At 66.5% G+C, this 16,663-nt stretch carries 16 protein-coding genes; 4 read left to right on the top strand and 12 right to left on the bottom strand.

The genetic code is table 11. The annotated features are described in order from the left end of the window. Nucleotides 1-336: 336 nt before the first annotated feature. The gene (kefF, locus tag RM96_RS15780) at nt 337-894 is read left to right on the top strand and encodes a glutathione-regulated potassium-efflux system oxidoreductase KefF (protein WP_039011847.1); all 558 of its coding nucleotides are present in this window, start codon (nt 337-339) and stop codon (nt 892-894) included. After that, entirely contained in the window at nt 891-2,702 is a 1,812-nt protein-coding gene (gene kefC / locus RM96_RS15785; protein ID WP_039011848.1) for a glutathione-regulated potassium-efflux system protein KefC, read from the top strand. Before kefF ends, kefC begins: the two co-directional genes overlap by 4 nt. Nucleotides 2,703-2,728: 26 nt before the next feature. Here kefC and RM96_RS15790 read toward each other — a convergent pair whose 3' ends face one another. From RM96_RS15790 to paaA, 7 genes are all read right to left on the bottom strand, one after another. After that, nucleotides 2,729-3,355, bottom strand: coding sequence for a TetR/AcrR family transcriptional regulator (locus RM96_RS15790; RefSeq protein WP_039011849.1), 627 nt, complete (start codon nt 3,353-3,355; stop codon nt 2,729-2,731). Nucleotides 3,356-3,396: 41 nt separating this feature from the next. Next, on the bottom strand, nt 3,397-4,191 hold the full coding sequence (locus RM96_RS15795; protein WP_039011850.1) for a DUF1835 domain-containing protein: 795 nt from the start codon (nt 4,189-4,191) through the stop codon (nt 3,397-3,399). A 155-nt stretch (nt 4,192-4,346) separates the two neighbouring features. Next, nucleotides 4,347-5,435 (bottom strand): 1,2-phenylacetyl-CoA epoxidase subunit PaaE, encoded by a 1,089-nt coding sequence (gene paaE, locus RM96_RS15800; protein WP_039011851.1) that lies wholly within the window; start codon nt 5,433-5,435, stop codon nt 4,347-4,349. A 27-nt stretch (nt 5,436-5,462) separates the two neighbouring features. Beyond that, on the bottom strand, nt 5,463-6,035 hold the full coding sequence (gene paaD / locus RM96_RS15805) for a 1,2-phenylacetyl-CoA epoxidase subunit PaaD (RefSeq protein ID WP_152624117.1): 573 nt from the start codon (nt 6,033-6,035) through the stop codon (nt 5,463-5,465). Nucleotides 6,036-6,057: 22 nt separating this feature from the next. Beyond that, nucleotides 6,058-6,900, bottom strand: coding sequence for a 1,2-phenylacetyl-CoA epoxidase subunit PaaC (gene paaC / locus RM96_RS15810; protein WP_039011853.1), 843 nt, complete (start codon nt 6,898-6,900; stop codon nt 6,058-6,060). A gap of 12 nt (nt 6,901-6,912) precedes the next feature. Next, nucleotides 6,913-7,200, bottom strand: a complete 288-nt coding sequence (paaB, locus tag RM96_RS15815; protein ID WP_039011854.1) for a 1,2-phenylacetyl-CoA epoxidase subunit PaaB — start codon at nt 7,198-7,200, stop codon at nt 6,913-6,915. A 15-nt stretch (nt 7,201-7,215) separates the two neighbouring features. After that, nucleotides 7,216-8,235, bottom strand: a complete 1,020-nt coding sequence (gene paaA, locus RM96_RS15820) for a 1,2-phenylacetyl-CoA epoxidase subunit PaaA (protein ID WP_039011855.1) — start codon at nt 8,233-8,235, stop codon at nt 7,216-7,218. Nucleotides 8,236-8,453: 218 nt separating this feature from the next. On the opposite strand from paaA, the gene RM96_RS15825 reads away from it, so the two are divergent. Both RM96_RS15825 and RM96_RS15830 read left to right on the top strand, forming a co-directional pair. Beyond that, nucleotides 8,454-9,356, top strand: coding sequence for a L,D-transpeptidase (locus RM96_RS15825; RefSeq protein ID WP_039011856.1), 903 nt, complete (start codon nt 8,454-8,456; stop codon nt 9,354-9,356). 93 nt (nt 9,357-9,449) lie between these two features. Next, nucleotides 9,450-9,920: a universal stress protein gene (locus RM96_RS15830; RefSeq protein WP_039011857.1), complete on the top strand. Its 471-nt coding sequence runs from the start codon at nt 9,450-9,452 to the stop codon at nt 9,918-9,920. 32 nt (nt 9,921-9,952) lie between these two features. On the opposite strand, the gene RM96_RS15835 is transcribed toward RM96_RS15830, so the two are convergent. The 5 genes from RM96_RS15835 to RM96_RS15855 form a co-directional block, all read right to left on the bottom strand. Next, nucleotides 9,953-10,231 (bottom strand): DUF1488 domain-containing protein, encoded by a 279-nt coding sequence (locus RM96_RS15835; RefSeq protein WP_039011859.1) that lies wholly within the window; start codon nt 10,229-10,231, stop codon nt 9,953-9,955. A 143-nt stretch (nt 10,232-10,374) separates the two neighbouring features. Continuing rightward, nucleotides 10,375-12,477: an FUSC family protein gene (locus tag RM96_RS15840; RefSeq protein ID WP_039011861.1), complete on the bottom strand. Its 2,103-nt coding sequence runs from the start codon at nt 12,475-12,477 to the stop codon at nt 10,375-10,377. Between the two features lie 456 nt (nt 12,478-12,933). After that, nucleotides 12,934-14,178, bottom strand: a complete 1,245-nt coding sequence (locus RM96_RS15845) for a nucleoside recognition domain-containing protein (protein WP_039011862.1) — start codon at nt 14,176-14,178, stop codon at nt 12,934-12,936. 126 nt (nt 14,179-14,304) lie between these two features. Next, on the bottom strand, nt 14,305-14,691 hold the full coding sequence (locus tag RM96_RS15850) for a DUF488 domain-containing protein (RefSeq protein ID WP_039011864.1): 387 nt from the start codon (nt 14,689-14,691) through the stop codon (nt 14,305-14,307). Between the two features lie 12 nt (nt 14,692-14,703). Continuing rightward, nucleotides 14,704-16,395, bottom strand: coding sequence for an AMP-binding protein (locus RM96_RS15855; RefSeq protein WP_039011867.1), 1,692 nt, complete (start codon nt 16,393-16,395; stop codon nt 14,704-14,706). Nucleotides 16,396-16,663 lie beyond the last annotated feature (268 nt).

The raw sequence follows: 16,663 nt of genomic DNA on the forward strand, positions 1-16,663 counted from the left end.
TTCCTTCCTGGTGCGATCAGAATAAAAATAGCACTGCCGTGGTGTTTATCCATGCACTTTTCACTGGATCGGTGCAAACTTCGGGCAAACACTAACTTGATGCGGCGCGAAAAGTATTGTAGCGGGATTGTCAGTTCTGCGTAAGCTTCGTGCGACGCAGCAGCTGCAACACCTGCTTTGGATCAAAAGAAAATCGAATAAAATCAACGGCATAAGAAATTGTGAAGAATCGTTAGCCCGATCAAGGTGTGGACTTGTTGCAACGCCGCAAGTCGCGCTGTGACGGCACTTTGTCCTGGCATCCAACGCGCTTACGCCAACGCCCCCGAACCTCTGATGACCGAGCCTCCTATTGTTGTGATCTACGCGCATCCCACCCCCAGCCGATCGCGCGTGAACCGGCCCCTGGCCGATGCGCTGGCGGCGCTCCCGCAGGTTCAGGTACGCGATCTCTACCGCAAATATGTCGATTACGACATCGACGTCGTGGCCGAGCAGCGCGTGCTGGCCGTGTCCGACACCGTCGTCCTGCAATACCCGGTGCGCTGGTACAGCGTGCCGGCCTTGCTCAAGCTGTGGCTGGACGAAGTGCTCGAACCCGGCTGGGCCTATGGGCCGGGCGGGACCGCGCTGCGCGGCAAGTCCCTGCTGGTGGTGGTCAGTACCGGCGGCACTGCCGACTCATATGGCGCGGACGGCAACCATGGCCACACCATCGACGAGTTCCTGCTGCCGCTCGAGCAGACCGCGGTCCTGTGCGGCATGAACTGGCTGCCGCCAGTCGTCCTGCATGACGCGGACAATGCCGACGCCACTGCGCTGGCCGACCACATCGCCCACGTCTGCGGACGGCTCGGCACGTCCCACGCCGGAACCAGCGGGGCCCGCGCATGAACCAGCACGACTTCCTGATTGCACTGGTGGTGTTCCTGATCGCGGCGGTGGTGGCGGTGCCGCTGGCGCGGCGCTCGGGCCTGGGCGCCGTGCTCGGCTACCTGCTGGCGGGCGCGGCCATCGGGCCGTTCGCGCTGCGGCTGGTGACCAATGTCGAATCGATCCTGCATTTCTCCGAGTTCGGCGTGGTGCTGATGATGTTCGTCATCGGGCTGGAACTGGAGCCGCGCAAGCTCTGGGCGCTACGCCGGAGCATCTTCGGCTACGGCGGCGCCCAGCTGGCCGCGTGCGCGCTCCTGATCGGGGTGGTGGCGGCACTGGCTGGCGCGCCCTGGCCGGTGGCACTGGTAGCCGGGCTGGGGCTGGCCCTGTCGTCGACGGCCATCGCCCTGGCGACGCTGACCGAGCGCAACCTGTTCGGCACCCCGGCCGGCACGGCCAGCTTTGGCATCCTGCTGTTCCAGGACATCGCGGCCATTCCCATGATCGCGCTGCTGCCGCTGCTCGCAGCCGAAAGCGCCGCCGATGCGGGTGGCACGGCCGGCTGGCTGGCCGCGGGCAAGGCAGTGGCGGTGATCGGGGCGGTGGTGGCGGGCGGCCGTTACCTGGTGCGCCCGGCGCTGCGCTTCATCGCGCGCACCGACATGCGCGAGATGTTCACCGCCTTTGCCCTGCTGCTGGTGGTGGGGATCGCGCTGATGATGGATGCGGTGGGCCTGTCGATGGCGCTCGGCACCTTCGTGGCGGGCGTGCTGCTGGCCGATTCCGAGTATCGCCACGCGCTGGAGGCCGACCTGGAGCCATTCAAGGGGCTGCTGCTGGGGCTCTTCTTCATGGCGGTCGGGATGTCGATCGACTTCGCCGTGCTGGCAAGCTCGCCCTGGCGGGTGCTGGGGCTGGTGGCCGCCTTCGTGGTGGGGAAGACCGCCGTGCTTGCCTTGCTCGCCCGCTACTTTTCAATTGCGCGCGGCCAGCGCCTGCTGTTCGCGCTGCTGATCTCGCAGGGCGGCGAGTTCGCCTTCGTGGTTTTCGGCGTGGCGGGCACAGCAGGGCTGCTGCCGCGCGGGACCGAGGCGCTGCTGGTGCTGGTGGTGGCACTGTCGATGGTGGCGACGCCGTTGCTGCTGCTGGCCTACGACCGGCTGGTAGCTCCGCATGTGGGTGCGCTGTCGAAGCGGCCGGACGACAAGATCACGCCGCAGGACAATCCGGTATTGATTGCCGGCTTCGGCCGCTTCGGCCAGATCATCGGGCGCCTGCTGTACGCGCAGGGGATCGGCGTCACGGTGCTGGACCACGATCCGGACCAGATCGAGTTCCTGCGCCAGTACGGCTTCAAGATCTTCTACGGCGACGCCACGCGCATCGACCTGCTCGAAGCCGCCGGCATCGCCAAAGCCAGGATCCTGGTGGTTGCCATCGACGGCATGGACGACAGCCTGCAACTGATCGACCGCGTGCGCGAACGCTTCCCGCAACTGCAGATCTATGCGCGGGCTCGCCACGTGTCGCACATCTACCAGCTCAAGGACCGTGGCGTGCAGCTATTCGAGCGGGAAATGTTCGAGGGCTCGCTGATGCTGGGCCGGCGCGTGCTGGAAGGGCTGGGATTCGATCCGGCCGAGGCACGCAATGTGGCGCTGCGCTTTCGCCGCCACAACATCCAGGCCATCGACCGCTTCTATCCGCACTACACGGACCAGAAAAAGCTGGTCTCGCTGGCACGCCAGGCGCGCGACGAGCTGCAGGAAATGTTCCGCCAGGACCGCGAGCAGCGGCGCCAGCGCGAGGAGGCGGATTGGTCCTGAACTGATGGGAGGGCGCCGGGCGCCCCTCAGCGCAATACTGCGGCCTTCGCCGGTTTGCCCGGCAGGCCGCCGTCGAGCAGGTCGAGCACCATGTCGGCAAAGTCTGCGTACGACAGTTTGCCGCCCGGCTTGAGCCAGGTGAAGGTCCAGTTGATCATGCCGAACACCGTCATGGTCAGCGCGGTCTGGTTGTCGCGGGTGACGCGCTCCGGATAGGCGCGGCGCAGCAGGCGCGAAAAGCCGGCGACCACGTCGCGCTCGCGGCCAAGGATGACGTCGCGCTGTTCGTCGGCCAGGAACTTGACGTCATTGATCAGGGCGATATGGCGCGTCTGCGAGTTTTCATACTCGGCGAGGAAGGCGCGGATCAGGTTGGCAAAGCCCTCCTGGTCGGTGCGGCCTTGCCGCTCGGCATCGGACTCGACCTCGGTGACGATCAGCATCAGCCGGCGCGTGTAGCGGTCGAGCAGGTCGAACAGGATCGCTTCCTTGCTTTCGTAGTAATGGTACAGCCGCGCCTTGGACGTGCCGCAGGCCGCGGCCAGGTCTGCCATCGACGTGCTCGGATAGCTGCTGTTGGCGAAAGCGGCGGCTGCCAGCTCCAGGATCTGTTCGCGTTGTGCCTCGAAATCGGGCGCCTTGGTACGGGCCATATATGTCCGGCTGGTTCCGACTTGGTTCGGCTTGGTTCGGCTTATTCCGCGCTGGCGGGCAGGTGGCGGCGCAGCTCGCAGGTCTGCAGCGAGTCGGCGTTGCCACGCAGCACCATCAGGCCGGCGGCGATCAGCTCGCGGCAACGCCAGAACACGAACCAGTCGCTGGCGAGCAGCCCTTCGATCGCGCCCATCACGCTGCCTACCACTTGCGCAGCCGGCGTCCATTCGGCCGGAGCGCGTTCCATGATGATTTCATCGATGGTGTGGTACGCCGCCGGCACCAACGTGTTGCCCTTCCAGAGCCGCACGTCGGCGTTTTCCTTGACGTTCTGCTGCCATTCGTAGCCCAGGCGGCCCAGTCGCAGCACCGAGACCGGCGCGATGGTGGAAAACCGCCGCGCCAGCCGGGCCGGCGTGTACATGCCGATGGCGGTCAGGTTGCCCTGGGCGGGTATTTCGAGCTCGCGCGGGTCCATGGCGACCTCGTTGATCCGCTGCGGCGCCTGGTAGAGGTGGAACACGACCCGGCGCAGCATCAACTGGTCGGCGGCGCTCTGGCCGTGCCAGATCGACACTTCCATGTCGCCCTGCCGCAGCCCCTGCAGCTGGCTCAGCGCCTGACGCATCTCGGCGGCGAAGTCGATATCGGTGTGCGGGGCCACGCGCTGCCAGAAGCCCGAGCGGATCAGGCCCGTGCTGTCGACATCGGCGAGCGGACCCACGGCGAGGTCGTCGCGCAGCACGACCACCGGGTCCGGCCGGGCAGCCTGCGCCAGCGCCTGGCGCAGTGTGTTGCCCGCTACATCACCGTTGACGACATGGATATATTGCATGGCCGTGATTGTATACGCGTGAGATGGTTCCCAGACACCTGTGGCCTCGCGCATACGGCAGGCCTGTCAATCCGGCACGCGCGGTGGGCTGTCTTACGCCATTGTAATCACGGCGGGCCGGCGCGCCTGTCGGGCTGCGTCCGGCAGGGCGCGTTTCAGCGTTCGTCGTAGCTGACCACGACCCGGGGCGTAAGCGCGCGCGCCTGGCAGGTGAGCACGAAGCCCTTTTCCATCTCCCACGGTTCCAGCGTGTAGTTCTTTTCCATTTCGACCTTGCCCTCGAGCACCTTGGCGCGGCAGGTACAGCAGACCCCGCTCTTGCAGGCATAGGGCAGATCCAGCCCGGCGGCCAGCGCGGTGTCCAGCACTTTTCCGTCTTCCAGCGGCAGCCTCATCTTGTGCTGCTTGCCATCCAGCACCACCACCAGCTCGGCGGTGCCGGCATGATCGGTGGCGGCGTGTGCCGGCGTACGCTTCTGTTGAGCGACCGGCACGCCAAAGCGTTCGGCATGGATGCGGTGCGGATCGACGCCGGCGTCGCGAAGCGCGTTCTCGACTTCGTCGATCATTGAGGCCGGCCCGCAGACGAAGGCGGCGTCGATGTCCTCGGCCGGGATCAGCGTCTGCAGGAAGGCGGTCACGCGCGCGTGGTCGAGGCGGCCGTGCAGCAGCTCGACCTCCTGCGGCTGGCGCGACAGCACGTGATACAGCGTGAAGCGCGACAGGTACTGGTTCTTCAGGTCTTCCAGCGCTTCGGAAAAGATGATGGTGTCGACGCTGCGGTTGCCGTAGACCAGTGTGAAGCGGCTGCCCGGCTCGCGCTCCAGCGTGGTGCGGATCAGCGAGAGCACCGGCGTGATGCCGCTGCCGGCGGCGAAGGCCACGTAATGGCGCGCGCTGTCCGCATCGAGCGGCACGTAGAAGCGGCCGTCCGGCGTCATCACGTCGAAGACCTGGCCCGGCGAGATGGCGTCGTGCAGATAGCTGGAGAACAGGCCGTCTTCCACCAGCTTGACCGCCACGCGCAGCTCGCCACGCTCGTCGTAATCCTGCACGCCGCAGCAGATCGAGTACGAGCGGCGCACGTCCTGGCCGTCGACCGGCGCCTTGAGCGTCAGGAACTGGCCCTGCGTAAAGCGGTAAGCGTCGCGCAGCTCCGCCGGCACCTCGAAGGCAATCGAGATGGTGTCGGCGGTCTCGGGGCGTACCTGCGCCACGCGCAGCGGATGGAACTGTGGGGTCATGGCGCTTTCGGCTCGGGCCGGCGGGGGTCAGTAGGGTTTGAAGTAGTCGAACGGCTCGCGGCAGTCCAGGCAGCGGTACAGCGCCTTGCAGGCCGTGGAGGCAAAGCGCGAGATTTCCTGGGTGTGGTGGCTGCCGCAGCGCGGGCATGGCACCAGGTCAGGGGCGCCGGCACGGGCGGCGCGCGGCACGAAGCGCATCGGCCGCGCGGCTGCGGGCGCCTGGCTGCACTGGCCGGGCGGTGCAATGCCATAGGCGCGCAGCCGTTCCCGGCCGGCCTCGCTGATCCAGTCCGTGGTCCAGGCCGGCGACAGCGTGGTCCGGATGCGCCAGGGGCCTAGCCCGGCCGCGTCGAGCGCCAGGCCGATGTCCTCGGCGATCTGCGACATGGCGGGGCAGCCGGAGTAGGTCGGCGTGATGACGACTTCGAGCGCGGCGTCGTCAGCGACGGCTATATCGCGCAGGATGCCGAGGTCTCGGATCGAAACCACCGGGATCTCGGGATCTGGCACCGATTCCAGCACCGCCCAGGCCCGCGCTGCGCGATCCGCAGTGGCGGCCGAGTTTGCGCTGGGTGCTGGCGATGGGCTCATGCTGGTCATGCCTCTGGCAGAAATCGTGCGCTCACCATTGCGCGCCCGGATGGGCGCGGGCCAGGCTCTGCAGCTCGCCCAGCAGGTAGCTCATATGCTCGGAGTGCACGCCGTGCTTGCCGGTCGACAGGAACGCGCTGGCGGCCGGCATGGTCAGCGTGGCGGCTTCGAGCGTCTCGTTCACGGTGGCTTGCCAGGCGTCGCGCAAGTCAGCGGTCGGGACTGCCACGCCTTGTGCGGCGGCTTCCTGCTCGACCGGGTCGGTGGCAAAACACTCGTTCATGTACGGCATCAGGTGGTTGAGCGCGCCTTGCATGCGCGCGTGGGACTCGTCCGTGCCATCGCCCAGCCGCACCACCCAGCCGGCGGCGTGATGCAGGTGGTAGCGGGCCTCCTTGACGGACTTGGCAGCGATCGCAGCCAGGCCCGCATCGTTGCTGCCTTCCAGCGCGGCCCATAGTTCGACCATCAGCGCGCTGTACAGGAAGTTACGCATGATCGTGACGGCGTAGTCCCGCTCGGTGCGGACCGTGCCCGCCAGCGGGCCGCTATGCGGCAGTTCCAGCAGGGTCCAGTTGTGGAATTCCCGCTCGGCTCGCCAGTAGGCGTACTCGTCCTCGTGACGGGGCAGCCCGGTCAGCTCGCCTTCCAGCATGCCGGCATGGGCATAGAGCAGGCGCGCCTGCCCGACCAGGTCGAGGCTGATGTTGGCGAGCGCGATGTCCTCTTCCAGCGCCGGGCCGTGGCCGCACCATTCGGCATTGCGCTGGCCAAGGATCAGGGCGTTGTCCGCCAGCCGCAGCAAGTACTGGAGCGCGGCGGTGCGTGCCAGCGGCAGATGCGCAGGCGAGGCGGGTTGCGGGGATTGGCTCATGATGCCGGGCCCTTACATGTGATTGACTTCGTCGGGCAATTGGTAGAACGTCGGGTGCCGGTAGATCTTGTCGGCCATCGGGTCGAACAGCTCCGGCTTTTCCTCCGGCGCACTGGCGGTGATGGCGTTCGACGGCACCACCCAGATCGACACACCTTCCTGGCGCCGCGTGTAGACATCTCGCGCCATGTGCAGCGCCTGCTGGGCGTCGGCGGCGTGCAGGCTGCCGCAATGCTTGTGTTCCAGGCCCTGCTTGCTGCGTACGAAGACTTCCCACAGCGGCCATTCTTTCCGGTTCATCCTTGTCTCCTGTGTTCAGGCCGCGGCGCGGCTGGTGCGCGCTTCGCGCTCGACTACCTTGGCGGCATGGGCGAGCGCGGCTTTGCGCACCCAGGCGCCGTCATCGTGCGCCTTGACGCGGGTGGCGAGGCGCTCCTTGTTGCAGGGGCCGTCACCGTTGATCACACGCCAGAATTCGTCCCAGTCGAGCGGACTGTAGTCGTAGTGGCCGCGCCCGGCATTCCATTGCAGGCCAGGGTCGGGCAGCGTCACGCCGAGTATGCGGGCCTGCTCGACAGTGGCATCGACAAATTTCTGGCGCAGGTCATCGTTCGAAATGCGCTTGATGCCCCAGGCCATGGTCTGCGCGCTGTTGGTCGAGGCCGCATCGGGCGGGCCGAACATCATCAGCACCGGGAACCACCAGCGGTTGACCGCGTCCTGCACCATCTCGCGCTGAGCGTCGGTGCCGCGCATCATGGCGAGCAGGGCGTCAAAGCCCTGGCGCTGGTGGAAGGACTCTTCCTTGCAGATGCGGATCATCGCGCGCGCATACGGCCCGTACGAGCAGCGGCACAGCGGAATCTGGTTCATGATCGCGGCGCCGTCGACCAGCCAGCCGATTACGCCGACATCGGCCCAGGTCAGCGTCGGGTAGTTGAAGATCGACGAATACTTGGCCTTGCCCGAATGCAACGCATCGACCAGGTCGTCGCGCGAGGCATCGAGCGTTTCGGCGGCGGAATACAGGTAAAGCCCATGGCCGCCTTCGTCCTGCACCTTGGCCAGCAGGATGGCCTTGCGCTTGAGCGACGGCGCGCGGCTGATCCAGTTGCCTTCAGGGAGCATGCCGACGATTTCGGAATGCGCGTGCTGCGAGATCTGCCGGACCAGCGTCTTGCGGTAGGCCTCGGGCATCCAGTCCTGCGGCTCGATCTTGTCGTCGGCGGCCATGCGCGCGTCGAATGCGGCCTGTCGACCGGCTTCGTTCAGATCGGGGTCGGGTTGGCCGGCGGTTTGCGCGTTGCCGGGCAGATCCAGACTCTGGGTGTACATAAAGCCTCCTTGGTCGAGGCCGCCCGTTCTTGTCGTGGCCGGGTCAGCAATAGTCCCTCCTATTATATATAAACCGACCGGTCGGTCAATTTTTGCTGCGGATGGTGCCAAGGACCGGATTGCGATCATGCGCGGGAAATTCCGCGCGGCGTTGTTGTCTATTTATATAGAAGGCCTGTTGCCGCTAGGAGGGAGAGGGCAGGCCGGCAGGACGCAGCATGTCGTACCCACAGCCTTTCTCGTCTTCATCCTGGCAGGCCGCCGCGCGGCGGGTCCGCTTGTTCCGGATACTGACCGTCAGCGTGCTCGCAGCTGCGCTTTCCATACCGGCGGCGGCAGCCAACCTGCCGAATCCTCCGGGGCCGGCGTCCACCGACGCGGTCGCCGACCTGGCCCGCGTACAGCAGGCCTTCCTCAGGCAAGTCAAACCGCGCCGCAATCTGCCGGCGGCCTCGGCAAAGCTTTATGCGGGAATGCTCGGCGATGCCTTGCGCACGGCCGGGCTCGGAGCGGAAGCCGGGCACTGGGTGCTCCTGGTCGATCGCAACCCACGTGTGCAGGCCATCATGCTTTATGGCCGCACGGCTGCCGATGCGCCCTGGCAATGGATCGGCGCCACGCCGGTCTCCACGGGGCGGCCCGGCGAGTTCGATCACTTTGTGACGCCGCTCGGCGTGTTCGACCACAGCCTCGACAACCTGGACTTCCGCGCCGAGGGCACGCTCAACGAGAACGGCATCCGCGGCTACGGCGCGCGCGGCATGCGAGTCTTCGATTTCGGCTGGGTCGACGCAGAACGCGGATGGGGCAGGGGCGGAGAGAGCGAGATGCGCCTGCAGATGCATGCGACAGATCCCGACCGGCTCGAATCCCGGCTGGGCCGTCCGGCCTCCAAGGGATGCGTGCGCATTCCGGCTGCGCTGAACCGGCTGATCGACCACTATGGCCTGCTCGATGCGGACTACCTCGCCGCTGCCGGGCGCGGCGACTCGCTCTGGGTGCTGAGTCCGGACCGCTCCCCGGTGGCCGACCCGGGCCGCTACCTGGTCGTGGTCGACTCGGCTGTGCATGCTCCGGCTGCAGGCCAGCAGGCGCGGCCGGCCGGCGCGTCAGGCGGTTGACCGGGACCCGCCACGTGCCGGCTCAGGCATGTGTAGTATCGATGCAGGCGGTGCAAGCCCCCTTCCTTTTTCATTTCTCCGGAGGTAACGCAAATGACTCGCGCGGCGTATAGCAAGATCGTGGTGGCCGTGGATGGCAGCAGCACATCGGACCTGGCACTGGCCGAGGCCATTCGGAATGCCGGCCAGAGTGGCGCAACGGTGCTCGCCCTCTATGTCGTGGACAGCGCCACGCCACTCTTCGATGCCGGCTACTACGATCCGGGCCAGTTGCAGAAAGCCTTTGTCGAAAGCGGCGAACGTGCCCTGCAGAGTGCCGCCAGACGGCTGGCCGCGGCCAACGTGCCGCACGAAACGCAGCTTGTGAACGAAGCGGCCGTGCCGGGCGATATTGGTGCCTCGATCAATGAAGCCGCAAGGAAGTGGGGCGCCGACCTGCTGGTCATTGGTACGCACGGGCGCCGTGGCGTGCGCCGCCTGGTGCTGGGCAGTGTGGCCGAAGCCGTGATCCGCCAGTCCAGCATGCCGGTGCTGCTGGTGCGCGGCGAAGCGACAGGGAACTGACGCGGGCCTGCTGCCGGCCTTCCTGGATCCGTTCAGCCTGCGAAGCGGAAATGCCCGCTTCGCAGCACGATTTCTCGTGCCTCGGTCAGTTCGAACAGGCTTTCGGCGAGGCTTTCGATGCGCTGGCGGTTGCTGGTGAAGGCCGCCACCAGGTCTTCCTCGCGCGGCGAGCGCGCACCGAAATGCGCCTCGAGCGCTTCAGCGGTGACGGAATACTGGGTGGGCGTGCCGTTGACCGTGGCAGGGCACGAAAGCGTCAGGCTGGCCGCGCAGTAGGCCGGGACGCTGCGAGGGAACGTGACATCGGACATGGCGTACCTCGTGCAGGGCGACGGTGGAATGACAACATTCTAGGTCATTGCCGCTGCCGGTAAAGCCCCGGGGTAGCTGGCCACCAGAAGCCGCGCGAGTGTCGGCTGCGCTGCACACCGGCCATCGGTATTCGCTTCGGCGCTCAACCCGGATGGGCCTGGTGGAGAGCGGACGGAGGCGTGGCCGTACCCGCCAGTTCACGCAAGGCGGCGACCCCGGCGTGCGCGGCCGCGATATGCGACCCGGCATAGTCAGCCTGTTCGGCGAGGAACTGCTCGAATGGCCGATCGTCGGACAGGCCGGCCCCAGGCCGCGCCTGTCGATTGTCGTTCTCCGCCGCCAGCCCGGGCCGCACGGCAACTTCCGCCAGCCGCGTCTCCAGCTCGAGCAGCATGGCCTGCGTAGCAGGACGCGGCGCGAGCTCGAACGCACCCGATTCGGTGCCGGCCCGCACCACGCCGCTCAGCGCCGCCATGCGCCGCACCGTGGCATGCAGTTGCGGGTAGGCCGACGCCATTCCGGGCGCAAGGCTGCTGGCCGACTGGCCGAGCGTCTGTTCGGCGCGAGTCGAGGCCCGGCCGGCGGCAACCCGCAGTGCCTCGAGACGCGTTGTGGCCGGGGCCATCGTGCGGCTGGCCGCGAATGCCGCACGCAGATAGACGGCGTTGACCGCCAGCGCGTCCAGGCTGTGCCGGAATACCCGCGACATTTCCACGCGCGGCGCGAGCACGTAATAGCTGGCCAGCGCGATCAGGCAGCCGAGGGCGGTATCGATGCCGCGCAGGGCAGCGAAGTGGCTGCTGTCTACCGCCGGCGCGGCGACCCACGAGAACAGGATCACCGCCGGCGTCAGGCAGAAAGCGAATCCGCCCGGCTGACCGGCCAGCCTGCTGGCATAGGCGCCGGCCAGGAATGCGGCACTGATAGCCAGGGCCAGCGCCGGGGCCGGGTGGGCCAGCCCGATGCCGCAAGCGAGCAGGGCGCCCGCGAGCGAGCCGGCAAAGCGCTTGAAAGAGATCCGCCGGGTGGTCTGCAGTTGCGGACTCAGCACCATGATCACCGTGACCGCAACCCAGTAGCCATGATCGACCTGCCAAAAGTGCGCCGGCACCAGGCTCAGGCTGCCGGCCAGGGCCAGCCGCACCGCGTGGCGCGTGGCCAGGGCGTCGCGGGCGGCGTGCTCGCCCACTGCGCTGCGCACGCGGTCGAAGGCGTGCCACAGTCCCCGGCGCGGCCAGTCGAAGCCGGCGCGCCAGCGCTCGAAATCCGGATGCCGCGACAGGGCCGCAAGGGCCGACTGGTAGGGCGGCGGGGCGCTGGCGTTGGGCATGGGGGCGACCACGCGCCTGAGTTCGCGGTGGAGCGCGGCGCTGAGAGAGGGCAGGTCGGCAGCGTGCCGTGCCATGGCGTCGTTGACCTGTTCCCGCGCATCGGCCAGGCAGCGAGCCACGTGGCGCAACGGCAGCCCGTGCCCGGCTCCCGCGCGCTCGCGAAGCTCGGCCGCGACGATCAGCAGCGCGAACAGGACATCCGCGACGCCGACCACGTAGGCGTAATGGAGCAGGCTGTATGCCTCGCGCGGGCTGCGGCCGGCATGGATGGCGCGGCGTGCGGCTTCGATGCGGTTGCGCACATCCTGCTTGCAGACGGTGATGTCCGGCTCGTGGGCGGTATCTGCCAGTGCGGCGGCAAAGCGCAGCAGGGCGTCGAAGACGGCAACTGTCTCGGTGCGCGGGCGTGTGTCGCGTTGCGAAGGGATCAGCGCGAGGCAGACCAGGCAGGCGAAAACGCCGCCGCGCAGGTAGTCGAGGCCGGTGCCGAGTACGTGTGTCGCCAGCTCGACGTTGCCGGCAGGTTGCAGGCAGGCTGCGACCAGCACCACATAGAGCAGCTTGGCACACAGCGCGCTTGCCGGGCCGCGCGTCTCGGCCAGGCCGGCGCCAAGCCCCGCTACCAGCGCCACGACGAACGCCAGCCAGGGCATCAGTGCCACGGCGGCACCGAGCGCGCTCGCCAGACCGCCGCCGATACCGACCGCGCCAAGGCTGGCAAGCCTGGTGGCCGCGGTGCCGTCACGATCGGCCAGGCAGGTCCAGATCGATGCCGTTGCCGACCATATGTACCCGCTGTCGCCGGTCAGCCAGCCCAGTCCTGCCAGCGACAGGAACGATAGCGCATAGATCACGCCGCGCCGTATCAACGGAGCTTCTGGCCAGTTCGGAAGGAAGCGCGGCAGGGCGAGCATGAGGGGCGGGCTTGAGAGTGGCAACGTCAGGCATCAGGGCATCCGCTCAAATGCGAATGGTCCGCTGCCACTCTACGGCATGGATTGTTGCGTCGCAACAAAATCGCCTGTGTGTGGCAGATGGGCGGCGATTTGTCGGAAGCAGCACCGCCATGGCGCGCGGCGGCCCGTTGTGGTGCGCAATTTGCACTTGCAGCGCGCCGCCAGGCGAAATTGGAATCGCAGCAAAGGGCAGCGCCGGAAAACGGGCAAAAAAAACCCGCGCAGTGTTGTGCGCGGGCTGGAATCCACCGAGGTGGTGGAGGAGACAGACTTCACTATACATGGTTTGTTGCGACGCACCAAGGCGCGCAGAACAGATGTCTGCCGATGAGCACAATACCGTTGCTTTCGTGCAACATGCCTATTCTTTAAATGCTTAATACGCCGCTGCCGGCCCCGGAACGACTGGAAAACCTAGCGGAAAAGGTAGGCAATCCAGACCGCGCAGGCGAGGCCGACCAGATCGGCAAAGAGCGCGCACCCCAACGCGTGCCGGGTGTTGCGCACATTGACGCTGCCGAAATAGACAGCCAGCACATAGAAAGTGGTTTCCGTGGAGCCCTGGATGATCGCTGCGAGCCGTCCCTGGAAGGAATCGACCCCGTAGGTGGTCATCACATCCACCATCAGCCCGCGCGCACCCGCGCCCGACAGGATCTTCATCAGACCTACCGGCAGGGCCGGGACGAAGTCCGTGTTCATGCCCAGCCAGGCGAAGCCGGCTGTCAGGCCGCGCATCAGCACGTCCATGCAGCCGCTTACGCGGAACAGGCCGATTGCGACGAGGATCGCTACCAGATAGGGAATGATCTGCACCGCGACGCCAAAGCCTTCCTTGGCGCCATCGATGAACGCTTCATAGACATTCACGCGCCGGATCGCCCCACACACCAGGAAGAGCATGATCAGCGACAGGATGAAGCCGCTGCCTGCCAGCGCGGCCAGGCTGCTTACTTCTGCGGGCGGCGCATGGCGCAGCCACAGGAAGAGGCCGCCCACACCCGCGGCGGTCAACCCAAAGGCCAGCAGCACCGCGGGTTTGAGCAGGTTGAGCCGCTGCACCCACGCCACGGCCAGCAGCCCGGCCAGGCAGGAGGCGCCGGTCGCGAGCAAGGTTGGCAGGAAGATGTCGGCCGCATTGAATCCGACCAGACCCTGCTTGACGGCAATCGCCTGCCGGATGGCGATGACCGAAGTCGGGATCAGCGTCAGCCCGGCCGTGTTCAGGACGATGAACATGATCTGCGCATTGCTGGCGACGTCGGGGCGGTGATTGAGCGTCTGCAGCTCGCGCATAGCGTTGAGTCCGAGCGGCGTGGCGGCGTTGTCCAGGCCCAGCAGGTTGGCCGACACGTTCATCATCATCGCGCCCTGCGCCGGATGGCCCTGGGGCACGCCGGGAAAGAAATGCCGCAGCAGCGGGTTCACCAGGCGCGCGAAGCTGTCGACCACGCCGGCGCGCTCGCCAATGCGCATGATGCCGATCCACAGGCTCATCACTCCGGCCAGTCCCAGCGAGATTTCGAATGCCGTGCGGGCGCTGTCGAACAGGCTCGCCAGCATGGCCGGGAAGACCGTGACGTCGCCGCTGAGCAGGCGCACGCACGCCGCGACAAAGGCAAGCAGGAAAAAGCCGAGCCAGACCAGGTTCAGTGCCATCGAAGATTCGGAGCGGTTGGAGGTGCCAGCCGGAGCCAGCGGAGCCGGACAAGTCCCGCATCATAGCTGCGTGACTCGTCAGGGTGTCCGCGGCGGTCCGGTGCCGCCTGCCCGGATGGGGCGGAACTACGCCAGTGCGGCGCCGCGGTCGGCCAGCAAGGCGCGCAGCACCGAGCGGTGGCAGCGCGCCTCGTCCTCGCAATAGCACCCGAGCGAGAAATTGGTCTGGTGCGACAGGGCCGCCAGCAGGTCCAGCGTACGGCTCGCATCGGGCTCCGCCATCTCCTTGCGGAAATGCCGCACGAAGGCGTTCCAGGCCTTGTCGTCGGCAGCCGCCAGCGCCTGGGCGACCAGCTCCGCCGACGGCGACAGCGCGGGATACCAGACGTCATAGAAATCCCGGCTGGCGAACTCCGATTTGGGAACGCCGCGGGGCGGCCTGCGTACGGTTCCGATACGCAGGCCTTCACCGGCGCTGCGAGGCGATCCGAGTTTCACGATGTGAATGGTCATGGACGAAGCCGCTCAAGCGGTCGCGCTTTGCTGAAGTCCCAGATCATGAATCATGGTGTCGCGCATGACAAACTTCTGCACTTTGCCCGTGACCGTCATCGGCATCTCCGCCACAAAACGGATGTAGCGCGGGATCTTGTAGTGCGCGATCTGGTCGCGGCAAAACTCGCGGATCTCGTCCTCGGTCGCAGTCTTGCCGGGTTTGAGCACGATCCAGGCGCAGACTTCCTCGCCGTACTTCTGGTCAGGGACGCCGAAGACCTGCACGGCTTGTACTTTTGGATGGCGGAACAGGAATTCCTCGATCTCGCGCGGGTAGATGTTCTCGCCACCGCGAATCAGCATGTCCTTGACCCGGCCGACGATATTGCAATAGCCCTCGGCATCGATGGTGGCCAGGTCGCCGGTGTACATCCAGCCGTCGCGGATCGACTCCTTGGTGCGCGCCTCATCTTCCCAGTAGCCCAGCATCACCGAGTAGCCGCGCGTGCAAAGCTCGCCGGTCGTGCCGAGCGGTACGATCTCGCCGCCGCCATCGACAACCTTGCACTGAAGGTGAGGCTGGACGCGGCCAACGGTCGAGACCCGCTTGTCGAGCGGATCGTCGGTGGCGCTCTGGAATGACACCGGGCTAGTCTCGGTCATGCCGTAAGCGATGGTGACTTCGGCCATATGCAGGTCCGCAATGACCCGCTTCATTACCTCGATGGGGCAGGGCGCGCCGGCCATGATGCCGGTGCGCAGGGTGGAGAAGTCGAATCGCCCGAACTCCGGATGATCCAGCTGTGCGATGAACATCGTCGGCACGCCATGCAGGGCGGTGCAGCGCTCCTCGCTGACGGCATGCATGGTGGCAAGTGGATCGAAAGCCTCTCCGGGGAACACCATGCAGGCGCCGACCGATACGCAGGCCAGTACCGACAGCACCATCCCGAAGCAGTGATAGAGCGGGACGGGGATGCAAAGTGTGTCGGCCGGCCCGAGGCGCATCGCCATGGCGACGAAGCGTCCGTTGTTGACCACGTTGTGGTGGGTCAGCGTCGCGCCTTTCGGGTTGCCGGTGGTACCGCTGGTGAACTGGATATTGATGGCATCGTGCGTGTCGAGTGCAGCAGTCGCCACATCCAGCTTTTGCGCATCGGCCGTCGCCAGCAGTTGCTCGTAGTTCAGCATCCCCGGCGTGACCTCGGCGCCCATGCGCACCACCCATTGCAGGTGCGGCAACCGCGCCGCACGCAACTCGCCCGGCCGGCACGCCGCCAGTTCCGGCGCCAACGCCTGGAGCATCCCCAGGTAGTCGCTGGATTTGAAGCGCACGGCGCTGATCAGCATGCGCACCCCTGCCTTGTTGAGCGCGTACTCGAGCTCCGATTGCCGGTAGGCCGGATTGATGTTCACCAGAATGGCGCCAATGCGCGCGGTGGCGAACTGGGTCACGAGCCACTCGACGCGATTGGGCGACCAGATGCCGACCCGGTCGCCGCGAACGATGCCGCGCTCCAGCAATCCCGCTGCCAGCGAGTCGACCTGCCGGCTGAACGCCGCCCAGCTCCAGCGGACGCCCTGCTCGCGAAAAACAACTGCGGGCCCCTCCGGGTTTGCGTCGACGGTCCGCGCCAGCAAGGCCGGGATCGTGTCATCGGAAAGTGGAACGTCGGTAGCACCGGTCACAAGGGAATGGCCGGCCTGTACGGATGTGATCATCTTGTCTCCTTCCACTGCTCTGCTGGCACTGATAGATATATAGACCCGCAGCGACTTGCTCCCCGGGTGTACCGAGCTTAAGGCAGACCGCGCCCGCCAGCTGTCACCGCCGCGACAGTTGTGCTGATTGCGGCGCTTTTATTGCTTTTTCGAATTATTTCGGAGAACCCCTTGCCAGCCCGGCGTTCGTCCCTTAATATTCGCCCCCTCGCAACACAACGCGGCGCTGCAAGGCAGCACTGGCAAGGGTTGCGGGGTCGGCCGGTGA

Origin of the sequence: Cupriavidus sp. IDO, from assembly GCF_000812465.1 — a bacterium.
Lineage (GTDB): Bacteria > Pseudomonadota > Gammaproteobacteria > Burkholderiales > Burkholderiaceae > Cupriavidus.

Bases quoted from the DNA above. Each gene is read 5' to 3' on its own strand.
- RM96_RS15855 (WP_039011867.1), bottom strand. From the start codon at position 16,395: ATGATCACATCCGTACAGGCCGGCCATTCCCTTGTGACCGGTGCTACC.
- RM96_RS15850 (WP_039011864.1), bottom strand. From the start codon at position 14,691: ATGACCATTCACATCGTGAAACTCGGATCGCCTCGCAGCGCCGGTGAA.
- RM96_RS15825 (WP_039011856.1), top strand. From the start codon at position 8,454: ATGTCGTACCCACAGCCTTTCTCGTCTTCATCCTGGCAGGCCGCCGCG.
- RM96_RS15790 (WP_039011849.1), bottom strand. From the start codon at position 3,355: ATGGCCCGTACCAAGGCGCCCGATTTCGAGGCACAACGCGAACAGATC.
- paaA (WP_039011855.1), bottom strand. From the start codon at position 8,235: ATGTACACCCAGAGTCTGGATCTGCCCGGCAACGCGCAAACCGCCGGC.
- RM96_RS15830 (WP_039011857.1), top strand. From the start codon at position 9,450: ATGACTCGCGCGGCGTATAGCAAGATCGTGGTGGCCGTGGATGGCAGC.
- RM96_RS15840 (WP_039011861.1), bottom strand. From the start codon at position 12,477: ATGCTCGCCCTGCCGCGCTTCCTTCCGAACTGGCCAGAAGCTCCGTTG.
- RM96_RS15845 (WP_039011862.1), bottom strand. From the start codon at position 14,178: ATGGCACTGAACCTGGTCTGGCTCGGCTTTTTCCTGCTTGCCTTTGTC.
- RM96_RS15835 (WP_039011859.1), bottom strand. From the start codon at position 10,231: ATGTCCGATGTCACGTTCCCTCGCAGCGTCCCGGCCTACTGCGCGGCC.
- RM96_RS15795 (WP_039011850.1), bottom strand. From the start codon at position 4,191: ATGCAATATATCCATGTCGTCAACGGTGATGTAGCGGGCAACACACTG.
- paaC (WP_039011853.1), bottom strand. From the start codon at position 6,900: ATGAGCCAATCCCCGCAACCCGCCTCGCCTGCGCATCTGCCGCTGGCA.
- kefC (WP_039011848.1), top strand. From the start codon at position 891: ATGAACCAGCACGACTTCCTGATTGCACTGGTGGTGTTCCTGATCGCG.
- paaB (WP_039011854.1), bottom strand. From the start codon at position 7,200: ATGAACCGGAAAGAATGGCCGCTGTGGGAAGTCTTCGTACGCAGCAAG.
- kefF (WP_039011847.1), top strand. From the start codon at position 337: ATGACCGAGCCTCCTATTGTTGTGATCTACGCGCATCCCACCCCCAGC.
- paaE (WP_039011851.1), bottom strand. From the start codon at position 5,435: ATGACCCCACAGTTCCATCCGCTGCGCGTGGCGCAGGTACGCCCCGAG.
- paaD (WP_152624117.1), bottom strand. From the start codon at position 6,035: ATGACCAGCATGAGCCCATCGCCAGCACCCAGCGCAAACTCGGCCGCC.